General features: G+C 61.1%; 11 protein-coding genes. 8 read left to right on the top strand and 3 right to left on the bottom strand.

From position 1 onward, the window contains the following. Positions 1-483: 483 nt before the first annotated feature. The 6 genes from Q3C01_RS01295 to Q3C01_RS01270 all read left to right on the top strand — a co-directional run bounded on the left by Q3C01_RS01295 (position 484) and on the right by Q3C01_RS01270 (position 5,870). Positions 484-2,070 (top strand): FAD-dependent oxidoreductase, encoded by a 1,587-nt coding sequence (locus Q3C01_RS01295; RefSeq protein ID WP_458143215.1) that lies wholly within the window; start codon positions 484-486, stop codon positions 2,068-2,070. A gap of 323 nt (positions 2,071-2,393) precedes the next feature. Beyond that, positions 2,394-2,555: a hypothetical protein gene (locus tag Q3C01_RS01290; RefSeq protein ID WP_458143199.1), complete on the top strand. Its 162-nt coding sequence runs from the start codon at positions 2,394-2,396 to the stop codon at positions 2,553-2,555. Between the two features lie 574 nt (positions 2,556-3,129). Then, entirely contained in the window at positions 3,130-4,053 is a 924-nt protein-coding gene (locus Q3C01_RS01285) for a helix-turn-helix domain-containing protein (RefSeq protein WP_458143197.1), read from the top strand. Positions 4,054-4,136: 83 nt separating this feature from the next. Next, positions 4,137-5,075, top strand: coding sequence for an MBL fold metallo-hydrolase (locus Q3C01_RS01280; protein WP_458143195.1), 939 nt, complete (start codon positions 4,137-4,139; stop codon positions 5,073-5,075). Between the two features lie 91 nt (positions 5,076-5,166). Beyond that, a complete protein-coding gene (locus tag Q3C01_RS01275) occupies positions 5,167-5,658 on the top strand; it encodes a carboxymuconolactone decarboxylase family protein (RefSeq protein WP_458143194.1) in 492 nt (163 codons plus the stop codon). Continuing rightward, positions 5,655-5,870 carry a (2Fe-2S)-binding protein gene (locus Q3C01_RS01270; protein WP_458143193.1) on the top strand — a complete coding sequence of 72 codons (216 nt, stop codon included), beginning with the start codon at positions 5,655-5,657 and terminating at the stop codon, positions 5,868-5,870. The genes Q3C01_RS01275 and Q3C01_RS01270 overlap by 4 nt, the downstream gene beginning before the upstream one ends. A 459-nt stretch (positions 5,871-6,329) precedes the next feature. Here Q3C01_RS01270 and Q3C01_RS01265 read toward each other — a convergent pair whose 3' ends face one another. Next, a complete protein-coding gene (locus tag Q3C01_RS01265; RefSeq protein WP_458143192.1) occupies positions 6,330-6,773 on the bottom strand; it encodes a hypothetical protein in 444 nt (147 codons plus the stop codon). A gap of 779 nt (positions 6,774-7,552) precedes the next feature. Further along, a complete protein-coding gene (locus Q3C01_RS01260) occupies positions 7,553-7,978 on the bottom strand; it encodes a hypothetical protein (protein ID WP_458143213.1) in 426 nt (141 codons plus the stop codon). Between the two features lie 318 nt (positions 7,979-8,296). On the opposite strand from Q3C01_RS01260, the gene Q3C01_RS01255 reads away from it, so the two are divergent. Further along, positions 8,297-9,607, top strand: coding sequence for a hypothetical protein (locus Q3C01_RS01255; protein WP_458143190.1), 1,311 nt, complete (start codon positions 8,297-8,299; stop codon positions 9,605-9,607). A gap of 70 nt (positions 9,608-9,677) precedes the next feature. After that, complete coding sequence (locus Q3C01_RS01250) at positions 9,678-10,484, top strand: hypothetical protein (protein WP_458143189.1); 807 nt, start codon at positions 9,678-9,680, stop codon at positions 10,482-10,484. 216 nt (positions 10,485-10,700) lie between these two features. Here the strand turns inward: Q3C01_RS01250 and parC are convergent, their stop codons facing one another. Then, positions 10,701-12,959, bottom strand: a complete 2,259-nt coding sequence (gene parC, locus Q3C01_RS01245) for a DNA topoisomerase IV subunit A (protein WP_458143188.1) — start codon at positions 12,957-12,959, stop codon at positions 10,701-10,703. Positions 12,960-13,090 lie beyond the last annotated feature (131 nt).

The following is a 13,090-nucleotide window of genomic DNA, read 5'->3' as shown; positions in this document are numbered from 1 at the left end:
GGACACATGACTTGCACCCGACCGCAAGCCGAACGCCAGATTCTTCTTGCAACGCGGGCGTCGTCCACACATGACCCAGAGCAGACCTTTGCTGGCTTTTCATGCTTCAATTAGAGCTGCGGTGCGACCCGACTGCCGCCGAGCCCGAACATTGCAAGGGTAACCAAGAAGCAGCGATCTGAAACTGTATCGACATGCGCTCCTGTGATGCTCGGTTTTGTGAGGACGGGGACATGCGCCCTTCGTCCGGCAAGAGCAAGAGATCGGGCATGCCTCTCACGCTGGCACCTTCTACCGCCATTCCCCGTCCTCGGTCTTATCGATTTTGAAGAAATATCGGGCACGGCATTCGTAAGGCTCAATCTCCATTCGTGGTGACACTTAGCACATCTCAGCGACCTCTTATCACTATCTGGCGACCAAGGGAGACTTACATTGCTAGAGACTCGTGAGCACGCGTGGGACCAGTCTATTGACGTTGTCGTGGTTGGTTCGGGAGCAGCAGGTTTGTCTACTGCCGTCACCGCCGCCCATTCAGGCGTCAGCGTTCTGGTTCTCGAGAAGGGTAGCAGTATCGGAGGGACTACCGCGAAGTCGCACGGGTACATCTGGATCTGCGACAACAGCTATCAACGTTCGGCCGGGATCAAAGATCTGAAGGCCGATGCCCTACGGTACTTGGCGCGGACGTCTCGACCGGCTCACTACGATCCGACACACCCGACCCTTGGACTCGATCCGAACGAGTTCGACCTTCTGGAAGCCTTCTACGACAACGGTAGAGACGCGTTCGCATTCATGGACGAAATCGGGGGACTCAAGGTGCAGCACGCCGAGGGCTTCCCAGATTACAGCACGATTTTACCGGAGGACACGACGGGGCTTAGCCGTACGTTCGCGCCGATCACGTCCGACGGCGAGCCCGGTTCTGGCTCCTCTATGATCGAGCAACTGGCAGGCGCGAGCGGCAGGCTGGGTGTACACATCTTGACCGATCACAGAGTTGAGGACGTGATCATTGACAGCGAGGGCAGGGTCACAGGTGTCTCGGTCGCGACCGCGCGCGGTCGCAGGGCGATCCACGCGCGCCGTGGTGTTGTCTTTGCATCGGGTGGGTTCACTCACGACGCAACCCGACGACGCAACTTTCTGCATGGACCTGCCCTGGGCGGCTGCGCGGCCTTGACCAACGAAGGCGACTTCCACAACATCGCGGAGTCAATGGGCCTCCCGTTGCGGAATATGAATTTTGCCTGGTATTGCCCGATCCCTCTTGAAGCGATGCTCAAGAAGAACCCTGATCCTAAGACGATGTCAATCTTCTCGCCCCAAGGCGACAGCATGCTTTATCTCAACAAGTATGGGCATCGGGCGGTAAACGAAAAGGGTTCGTACCATGAGGTTGCACGAGCCATGTTCCGATGGGACCAGCGGCAAAGGGAGTACGCGGATCTGATTCAGTTTCCGATTTGGGACCAGCGGACGACCGATCTTTGCGCAGGTATTGGATATGGCCATTTCATTCCCGCGCTCGGCGATCCACGATGGTCCGAGATTATGGTCGCTCCCACAATTGAAGGCATTGCCGCTGCCCTCGCTAATCGCTTGGAGAAATTGCGGCCGCAGATCGGTAGACATACTCTCGCAAAAGACTTCGTCGAGCAGGCCAAAAAATCAATCGAACGATTTAACCAGTTCGCGACGACCGGTCTCGACGAGGACTTCGGCAGGGGGAGCGCCCCGATTGACCATGCGTTCCATGCTGTCGCTATGGACCCCAAGGCTTCTGAACGGACCGCGTCCGCCAAGAACACCATGTACCCTCTAGCAGAGAGCGGTCCATACTATGCCACGATACTGGGAGCCGGCACCTTAGATACGAAGGGGGGGCCGAGGACGGATACTTTCGGGCGTGTGATCGATGCTCGAGGGCAGGTGATTCCCGGTCTTTACGGTGTGGGTAACTGCGTCTCTTCTGCCTCGGCAGAGGCCTACTGGGGCGCCGGCGGGACGTTGGGCCCGATCATCACTTATGGTTGGCTCGCGGGCCGTCACATTTCAAAAGCTTGACCTCGTCACGAGGCAACCCTGGCGCAAGACTGCTGCGGGCAGCCTAGCGCCATTTCCCCAATAGCCACACCGGAAACGCGTAAACGGAGACTGACATGTCACGCACGATTAGATTTGTACAGGTCGGAGGGCCTGAAGTCCTGGAGTACATCGAGGCCCAAGAGCCGCCCCCTAGTCCAAATCAGGTCCGCGTCAAAGTTAAGCCAATCGGCATCAACTGCGCCGAAGCCATGTGACGGATCGACGACTACGTCGAAGCCCGTCAAATCTCCAGCGGGTCTGGGCTATGAGGCTGCGGCATCGTCGATGCCGTAGGTGAAGGCGTGAGCGATTTCTCCGCCGGCAACGAGGTCAATGTCATCCCGTCGTTCTCATTGAACGACCATGCGACTTTTGGCGAAGTCATCATCGTTCCCGCCCGTGCTGTCGTGAGGCATCCGAAAACGCTTTCGTACGTCGAGGCTGCTTCTATTTGGATATCGTGACTGCATGTGGCGCCCTCATTGACGACGCCAAGGTCACGAAAGGGGATTTCCCGATAATTCCCGCGACCTCTAGCACTAATTGCCATGCCTGAGATGCTGGAAGCTCTTTTGTGGTGCGCCGCACTTGCGACTTGGCTGGTGCTTCTCTGCGCCTTTGCGGGTCACAACATCCAGTCCCTGGGCCAAAGCATCCGCCGATTGGTACTCGGGCTGAGAGCGAAGAAGTGAGGGCAACACGAGTCCGGCTTTGGCCCATCAGCGAAATGGCGGCGCGTCTCGGTAAGGTTCGCTCCGCGCGGTGAAGCGGACTAGGCCGTGTACCTATAAACTCGGCGGCGTCATGTGACTGGTGACACGTCCGCTTTGCTCCTATGGCGACCAAGTCCGCGCCGCAGCGCAATGCGTCGCGATTCACACAAGCGGAGGTGCCGTCGCACTATCCGCCGGAACCCGCGAAACCCGAGCGATTGGCAGAGCCTGAGGAGCAATCGCTCTACAGGTACGGCAATCGCTCTGGCGCAGCCGCAGCTCCGAACGGCTAAAGGCAGACCTTCTCCACGGCGAGAACAGGTCCATGAGCGAACTTCGCTTGCGAGATATTTCGCAGAATCCAGACACTTCCCAGCTGTCGATCGGCGAGTGTCCCAATGCGGAAATGACGCGCGTACTAAAGACGAAGCCCGTTCGCATGGCGTCAGCGTCTTGCGGCGCGATCACACTTTGGAAGCATGATCCCCTGCACGACGTCGTCAAGCCTATGGACGATCATGTCATCATGATGTTCCCCGCCGGGTCGGTGCGGTTCGAGCGCCGTAACGGGAAAGAATTTGTGAGTGGAATGACGCGTCCCGGGACTGTGACAGCCATTCCCGCCGGTTCGAGCTCACGATGGGACATTTACCAGCCTCTGAATGTCGTTCAGCTCTACCTGCCGCACGCAACGCTCCAGCGCGTTGCCCACGAAGCCGACGTGGCCGCTCCTGGCGATATCGTGGAGCGAACGGCGTATCCCGACCCCGTTACATCCCGATTGCTCTTGAGTGCGGCCGATGCCCTTGAAGGCAGCGCGGCTCTGGATGCGCTGTTCAGGCACCAACTGACGGACCTTCTGGCCACGCGTTTGCTGGTTGCCCACGCAGGTTCGCCTGTCACGATCCAGCCGGTCTTTGGTGGATTGTCGCCAAGGGTCCTGCACCGCGCCATCGAACGCCTGCGTTCGGACAGCGATGCGGACGTGTCGCTCGCGGCGCTGGCGTCCGATGCAGGCCTGTCGCGCTTCCACTTCTGCCGCGCCTTCAAGAAAAGCACCGGGCTGTCGCCGCAAGCTTGGCTGCGCCAGCGCCGGCTCGAGCAGGCCATGAACATGCTGCGCGACACCGACGACTCGATCGTGTCGATCGCAGCCGCGCTTGGTTATTCCTCGCAGACCGCCTTCGCTGCGGCATTCAGGAAGCTGACCGCCGAGACCCCGAGCGGTTGGCGACGGCGCATGCGTTAGCAGCAATTGCTCTACAGGCACGCCAATCACTCTGGAGCAGCCGCACCTCCCATCCGGTAGACCATCACGGTGCCAAGATCCACATGAGAAAGGAGACACACATGAGCCTAGACTATACCTCACCCACCCCGCGCCTTGGCAGACCGATGCACGACGAGCTGGTCCCGTCGCGCTACGCGCTGAAGGTCGGCGACATCGACGTGTTGGTGATCAGCGATGGGGTGCTGTCGCTGCCAACTACGGTATTGGTAGCCACTGCCGACCCAGCCGCCCGAGCCGCCGTGCTGAACAACTTGCTCTTGCCGCGAGAAATGCTCGATTGGCCGCTGAACGTCGTCGTGGTGCGGAGCGGCGGCCGGACCATCCTGGTCGACACCGGTGCGGGGGTGAACTCGAACCTGCCGAAGGCCGGGCAGTTGACCCATCGACTGGAGGCCGCCGGCATCGATCTTGCGGACCTGACCGACGTGGTGCTGACCCACTTGCACATGGACCACGTCGGCGGGCTGCTCGTTGACGGGGTGAAGGAGCAGCTACGTCCGGACTTGCGGATCCACGTGGCCGCCGCCGAGGTCAAGTTCTGGGCGAAGCCCGATTTCTCCCTCGTCTCCATGCCGGAAGGTTTCCCGGAGGTGCTCGAATCGACCGCGCAGAAGTTCCTGCGCGAATACCGCAGTTTTCTGCGGACGTTCGAGGACCGGGCCGAAATCGCGCCGGGCGTAGTCGCCCAGCGCACTGGTGGCCACACCCCCGGCCACTGTGTGGTCCGCCTCAGCTCCGGCGGCGAGCGGCTGACGTTCGCCGGCGACGCCGTGTTCCAGGTCGGGTTCGACCACCCCGACGTGCACAACGGCTTCGAGCACGACCCCCAGGAGGCGGCCCGCGTCCGGGTCCGGCTTTTGCAGGAGATGGCGGAGACCGGCGAACTGCTGCTGGCCACTCACCTGTCGTTCCCATGCGTTTGCCATGTGAAGGCCGACGGCGACGTGTTTCGCTGTATGCCGGTCAACTGGGACTACTAGCCGCTTGCTGTTGAACAACTGGCACTTTCGTTCCTGACGAAGGTGCCAGCATGAACAGCAACAGAAACAGGCTAACAGAAGGAATTCAACAATGTCACAGCGGATGGATTACAACGCAGCCTCGCCGGCTGGAGCGAAGGCACTCGGCACAGTACACGGATACGTTTATCAGTCGGGACTGCCCGCACGGCTTATCAACCTCGCGTGTCTCCGCGTGTCCCAGATCAACGGATGTGCCTTCTGTATCGACTTTCATTCGCAGGATCTTCTCAAGGCCGGGTTATCTGTCGAACACCTCGTTCTGGTAGCCGCCTGGCGTGAGGCCGGCAATGTGTTCGACGAGCAGGAAAAGGCAGCGCTGGCTTGGGCAGAGGCAGTGACCCACCTCGGAGACCGTGGTGTTTCGGACGAGGTTTTCGAAGCGGCTGCGGCTGTTTTCAACGAGAAGCAACTCGCCGACCTGACAATCGCGATTGGCCTGATGAATGCGTACAATCGGCTGGCCATCAGTTTCCGCACGACGCCTCTTGCGGTCGCCAGGCACAGCGGGGAACGGCGTTCGCCGGCGAGAACCACGCCATGATTGTCTGTTCGTGCAATGTGCTGAGCGATCAGGACGTCCGTTCCGCCGTCGAGGCAGAGCGGACGCGGTCGACCAGCCGGGTCTATGGCTGTCTCGGCTGCAGCGCGCAGTGCGGCCGCTGCGCGCACACTGTCCGCCGCCTCATGGACGAGACGCTCGGCAGCGCCCGCGCGTCATCCTGCAACGGCTGCGCGCAGTCCTCGCATCCCTGACTCGGCCGCCGCACCGCCGGCTTCCTGGTCGATTTCAAGGTCTTCTTTGCGACGCTACGCGATCAGCCGCTGCTCGTTGTCGGCGTGCTTGCAGCGGTTTTCTTCGCATTTTTCTCAAGAGACATTGCTGTCGGCACCCGCCTAGGTTCCGGAAGTTTTTGGGGGCGCCCATCTGTTCCTATGCGCGGGGGATGCAGCGTCCAAAGTAGAATTACGGAGTGTTCTAAGTTGCATAGGAACTTTGCTCGCGGCCTTTTGTTGGCGGGCATGAAAAGACCCCGAGAATATCTCAAGCTAGCTAAGCGCTGCAGAGAGCTAAAGGACCAAGAGCGAGACTACGCGTCTCGAAGTCAGCTTGCCACTCTTGAGTGTAGCTACCTTACGCTGGCCGAAAGTTCTCGGGTGCTTCGCCGCTCAGTGAGGCTGCAGAAAGCATTAGAAAGGCTTCACCGGAGGTCCCTATTCAGCCGCAACGGTTGACGGCTGAACCGGCAATCCTTTTTGCCCCGGTCGATAAACGATCCATGCAAATAGAAGCATGTCGCCGAGAATAACTAGCGAACCTAGCGCGGCAATTGGTTTGCCTATTGTGTATCCGAAATGCACCAAGCCGACGCCGGCGGTAAGAAAAGTTGTTGCCGCGATCCAGATCCAGGCTTGCAAGGAGGCCAAGTGTTCTCGGTCGATTGCCGGATGCAGATGATAGTAGATGCCGAACAGAAATAGCGACACCCAGCCGAGCAGGTTGAGGTGTGCATGGGCCGGAAACGTGGAATGATCTTCGGTGATGGCCATCACGATACCCCAAATCATGCCCGCCACGACCATGACCACGGCGGCTCGGAAGCTTAGAACAGAAGCTTTCATTGGAAACTTTCCGCCACTCATCTGTTGTCCATCCATTGAATCTGCTTCCTCTCGTTTCGAGGACATTTGCGCGGCCGCGCTATGTTCGTGACCAGCGAAGAAATGCGCTGCCGTGTGGAAGTGCGTTAGAGCAGCTTGCGAACTACGTCGAGCTTGTTCGCCGCGGGCATCAGCGATCGTTGCTCTCGCGTCTTACAGGTCAATGACTCTAGTCGATATTCGAGTTACAGGCGTAGTAAAAGCAGCACGTTCGCTGTCTGCAAATCGCCTCGCTCCATTTCTTCTGGCCGGCATGATTGGCAGGGTTGTAATCTGATCACGCAATCGACCGTGAGAGGGTCGCTGGTCGGCGCGGCCCCGGCAAACGCATGCTGGTCTTGATGATTCGCGAACGCCAGGTTAGCCGCAGCCCGTTCTCTGCCCAGAAGGTGAGTGGAAAAGCGTAATGAATTCGAGAGGGACCGCTGTGGCCACTTGCCTGCTATCGACATTAGAGTTTGCGATTAACAACAGGTTCGACGGCAGCACCGCCAACGGCGTGGAGCAACGCTCCTTAAGAGCGCGATGCGCGCGGTTTCGCGCTTTGCCGATTAAGAGCGGTTTGTCAATGTCGCCTATTGGCCCTTCGCGACCATATTGCGCCGCCGCGCAGCTGAGTCGCTAACGGGGCAAAGCAGACTTAGCCTTGGTTGTGTCATGCCAACAGATTTAATCGGCTACGCTTGTGGCGTTTGCGTCGTAGGGCACCGAGATGGCGGGGTCCGAAGAGCAGCGACGATGCACGCAGAGGCGCACGTGCTGTGCGCCAGACCCGATCATGTCGGCACGCTGGCGATATAGGGAATGCAGGCCACGACGACGGCAAGCTGGATCGCATTGCCCAGCATGCCACCCCAATGCAGTCGCCGGAGCCGGCGCGCGGCCTCCGTGTCGCCGGCGTCTCCGTCACTGATCCGGGCGTCCATCTGCCGCAAGAACCAGCGGCGCGAGGGCACGGCAAGAGCCGTGATCACGCCGACGCCCAAGGCGAGGACCGGGCGGCCCTCCACGGCAACGGCAAGCGTGCCTACGGCACCGGCGACGGCCAATGTCAGGAAGTAACCGTTGAACATGGCGCGCAATAGCAGCGCGACAGGTCGGACGTCCAGCTTCACCAGCAGAAAGGCCGGCGCCGCCAGCAGCAGATAAAACATCGGAAGCAGCAGGATGATCGTGGCGAACAGGGCGACGTTGTCTGGCATCATCCGAACACCCCCTCTTTCCTGTGCCGGGCAAGAGCCTTTCCCGCGGCACAGTATCAGCTTCGACCTGTCACCGGCACCATTGCTTTGGTTGGATGCACACTGCTTCCGCCGCCCCACAGCATGATCCGGATCCGAAGGGCCGCGCCAGCGCAAAGTGTGGAACGGTTTTCCCTCGCGACAAACGCGGAACGCGTTTGCGCGGAGATCATGCTCAAACAACAACCCAAAGCACGATGACGATGCATTCCCAATCTCATCGCGCTTTAGGACCCGATCTCCACCGGAAACGTTGATAGGCGTCATCGAAGGCGCGCCATGGAAACACTTGCTGCATATCTCGACCGGAAGCACGAAGAACTTGCATTGTTGAATGGTTGCCTTGCGAAGCCTTTGGCGCTGCGAAAGCCGGTTGCGGTCGTTGAGGTGATCGAACAGAAATTCCGCCTTGCCGCGGCGCTGAAGGCCGAACACGCCCTGCACGACTGGGCGCGCACGGAAACCGACTGGGCACATTGGGGGCGGCTGCGGGCCGGTCCGTTCGAGTTCAGCTACGATTACCAGCGCGCCGATCTCGAAGTCCGCGGTCCTCCGTTCTACGACGTCGAGGACGCCGCGATATCGAGGACCATCTACACGTCGTCAGGCATGGCAGCGATAGCGGCGCTGCTGCTGGGCTCGGCGCGTCTGATCCCGAATGCGGACATCCTGGTCCTGCCCGGCTCCTATGGCGAGACCATCGAGCTGATCGAGCGTCATGCCCGGCATCTGCGCCTCGTGGCGCTGAACCGGCCGCCCGGTGAACTCGCGCTGCGCGCGGAACGGCCGAAAATTCTTCTCTTCGACTCCTGTGCGCCGGCTGCCGACTTCGAAGCGACGCTGCGCTGCGATGCGAGCGGGCTCGATCTCATCATCTTCGACACGACCTGCTTCTCGATCGGCTCGGGACGCATCCGCCGTGTGCTGGGCTGGGCCCGCCGCCGGCACATTCCCGCAGTCCTCGTGCGCAGCCACACCAAGCTCGATTCCCTCGGCCTGGAGTATGGCCGGCTCGGCTCTGCGGCATTCGTGGACCCCGACGACCGCATGAGCGCGAAGGGCCGGCAATTGCTCGCCGATCTGAGGACTGAAATGCGTGATGCCGTACGGCTGTTCGGCGGCGCAGCCCTGCCCGCACATTTTCCGCCCTATGTCGGGACGGAAGCCTACCGTCGGCTGACCGACCGGCGCGTTGCGGCCATCCTTCGGAATAGCCGGCGAACGGCCCGCTGTTTTGCAGCGGCGCTTCCCGGCTCATCGGCAGAGCTGCATTTCGCCCATGGGCTCTACGTAACGCTGGCACCGAAGCGCAGCATGAACGAGCAACAGGTCCGGCGGATCGCCGTGGATCTGTCGGGCGACCTGAGCAGGGCCGGATTGCCGCTTCGCCACGCGGGAAGCTTCGGCTTTGACTTCGGTGCGACGGAGTGGTTCCACGACACGACCAGCGATCGCTATGTGGTCAGGATCGCCGTACCGGATCTGCCGACGCCATTGTGGGACGAGGTCGCTCGGGCTGTGGCGCGCTGGTGGTCGTCGCGTGAGCAGGACGTCGCCGCGTGCGATCTGCCCGTCAATGCATCGGCGTAGCCTTACGTCTCGTCGGGACTCCTCGGCCCCGGTGAAAGACGCTAAGGTGCTTCGAGGGGGAATCTGCGTCGTGGAATCGTTTCCGGATCAGAACGCCAGGCCGCGTCGACGACCCGTCATCGTTCTCGTGCTCCTGTCCGTGCTCCTGATCGCTTGCTTCGTCGCCATGTATTACGCCGGCGATCTGTCGAAGTATCAGGCCGTCGTTTCCGCCGAGGAGACCCGCGCCGCCTTGCGGGACGTGACCGATGCCGACCAGCTTGATCAGGTCATCAAGCTGCACCCTTCCAACAAGCGGCTCAAGCTGCTTGCGCTCGCAAACAGCGACGCGATGGAGATCGATGCCGCCACGCAGAAGTTGTTGACCGAGGTCGAGCCGAAACCGCTGCCAAAGCTCAGCGATCTCGGTGCATCCAGTCGCGCTGACCTTGAGGGGCTGCACCGCGATCTCAAGGCCGCGGAAAGCAATGCCACAGGCCTCGCGACTCGTTACGCCGAGATGATCAAGACCACGCGTGACCGGATCGAGAACGACGCGCGCTCGCTGAGCGTCGGGGACGAGCGGCTCTCCGGGTTCATGTCGCTGATCGACGAGCAGCATGCGGCATGGACCGCGCTCACCTCCAAGGCGCTCGTCTCGCGGGCGGACTATTACAGTGCTTTCGATAAATGTGTGGCGCTTCTGATCCGCGAGTTCGGGGTCTACAAGGTCACGAACGGTCAGTTCGTGTTTCCCTTCCAGTCTACGGCCGACGGCTACAATCGCGCCGCGACCGCCATGGCTGCTGCGGCCAACCACGCTTCCGAACTCGACGACGAAAGGAAGACCCTGCGACAGTCACAGTTCGCCAAATGGAAAGCCTTTGTCGACGGTTAGCGCCTGACGGCCTATCCAGCTGACTTGCCCGACGCGCCAAATCCGTCCGGTACCCGCAGCAACCTGCCGGCCACCGCGTTACTTTGCATGGGGTTGTTTTCGAGTTTTCGATCTGGGAGCGCTGCGGCCGTACCCCGCCACCGCCTCTGCAAGACCAGATCGCCCGCTTACGCGGGCGATCACAGCGGTATGCGAGGCAATAGCTCTGCCGTGCCCCTACCCGATCACGCGCCCGAACTTGTTCGACTTCGGGAAGCCCTTCGGCGGCAGCCGGCCGGCATCGGCGCGGGTGCCCTGCCACTCGGCGAGTTCCCTCATGGTCGCGCTGAATTCGCGGCCGGCGGAATCCTTCCAGGTCAGGCCCGCCTTGGCGTCGAACACGGCAATGTCGGAGAGCCCGCCATCCTTGAACTTCTGCAAGCGTACGCCACGGCCGCGGGCCATTTCCGGCACCTGATCGAGCGGGAAGATCAGCATCTTGCGGTTCTCGCCGATGACCGCGACGGTGTCGCCGAGCACTTCCGTGATCGCGCGCGCCTCGTTCGGCATATCGACGTTGAGGACCTGCTTGCCCTTCTTCGTGGTGCCGACGCAGTCGTCCTCGTTGACGACGAAACCCTGGCCTTCGTGGCTTGCGACCAGGAATTTGCGCCCACCCTTGTTGACGAACAACGCGACGGGTGCGGCCTCCTGCTCGAGGTCGATGAACAGGCGGATCGGCTCGCCGTGGCCGCGGCCGCCCGGCAGCTTCGCAACGTCCAGCGCGTAGAACTTGCCGTTGGTTGCGAACAGGAGGAGCTTTGAGGTCGTTTCGGCGAAGAAGGCAAAGCCGAGCTTGTCGTCCTGCTTGAACGCAAGCCCCGACAAATCCTCGACATGGCCCTTCATCGTCCGGATCCAGCCCTTGTCCGAGACGACGACGGTCACCGGCTCGCGCTCGACGAAGGCTTCCTCGATCGCTGCAAGATCGTGCTCGGGCGCGTCCGCAAAGGTGGTGCGGCGCTTGCCGAGCGGCGTCTTGGGTCCGAACATGTCGCGGACCTTGCCGACCTGCTCGCCGACCTTCTTCCACTGCTCGGCCTCCGAGGCGAGCAGGCCTTCGATACCCTTCAGCTCTTTGCGCAGATCCCTGTCTTCATTGCGGATCTCCATTTCCTCGAGCCTGCGCAAGTTGCGCAAACGCATGTTGAGGATGGCCTCGGCCTGGACTTCAGTGAGCTTGAACGCCTTGATTAAGGCCGGCTTCGGCTCGTCCTCGGTGCGGATGATCTTGATCACCTTGTCGAGGTTCAGATAGGCGATCAAATGGCCGCCAAGGACCTCCAGCCGGTGCTCGATCTGGGTCTTGCGGAAGTTGGAACGGCGGATCAGCACATCGCGCAGATGATCGAGCCATTCCCGCAAGACTTCGGCAAGACCGACCACCTTGGGGATGCGGCCCTTGATCAGCACGTTGAGGTTCAACGGAATCTTGCTTTCGAGCTCGGTCAGCCGGAACAGCGATTCCATCATCAAGGCGGGATCGACGTTCTTCGACTTCGGCTCGATCACGAGACGGACGTCTTCGGCAGATTCGTCACGGACTTCGCCGACGAGCGGCAGCTTCTTCTGGTCCAGAAGCTCGGAAATCTTTTCGACCAGCCGCGACTTCTGCACCAGCCACGGGATCTCCGTGACGACGACGACCCAGGTACCGCGGGCGCCCTCCTCCTGCTCCCATTTGGAGCGGACGCGGAAAGAGCCACGGCCGGTGGTGTAGGCTTCCGCAATCGCCTGCTTGGAGTCGACGATGATGCCGCCGGTCGGGAAGTCCGGGCCCTTCACCCACTTCAGGAGCGACTTGGATTTCGCGTCCGGCTTCTCGATCAGGTGTAGCGCCGCGTCGCAAAGCTCGGCCGCATTGTGCGGCGGGATCGAGGTCGCCATGCCGACAGCGATGCCCTGCGCGCCGTTGGCAAGCAGGTTGGGGAAGCCGCCGGGCAGAACCACCGGCTCCTTGGACTGGCCATCGTAATTGGCACGGAATTCGACACCGTCCTCGTCGATGCCATCGAGCAGAAGCCGCGCGACGTCGGTCATGCGCGCTTCGGTGTAGCGGTAGGCGGCCGGGTTATCGCCGTCGATATTGCCGAAATTGCCCTGGCCGTCGACCAGCGGATAGCGCGAGGAGAAATCCTGCGCGAGGCGCACCATGGCGTCGTAAATCGCCTGGTCGCCATGCGGATGGAACGAGCCCATCACGTCACCGACGATCTTGGCCGATTTCTTGAAGCCGGAGCCCGGGTCGAGCCGGAGCAGGCGCATGCCATAGAGGATGCGCCTGTGTACCGGCTTCAGGCCGTCGCGCGCATCCGGCAACGCGCGGTGCATGATGGTGGAGAGTGCATAGGCGAGATAGCGCTCTTCGAGCGCATCGCGCAGCGGCACCTCGTGGATTTCAGCCGGCTCTTCCGGCGGTACCTGTCGTTTTCCCATGGGGAGGCGTTAAACCGAGATGCTGAATCGGGCAAGCCGCGAATCAAAGCGCTCGATTTGGCGGGCTAACCTCCTCACAGAAAAAGGATTTGCAGGCCGATTCGGGTCAGACTGGCGCCGCTATTCAGGTT

The organism is Bradyrhizobium sp. UFLA05-109, from assembly GCF_054185165.1.
The sequence above is the reverse complement of the archived record's forward strand: the minus strand, read 5'-3'. Positions and strand labels throughout refer to the sequence as shown.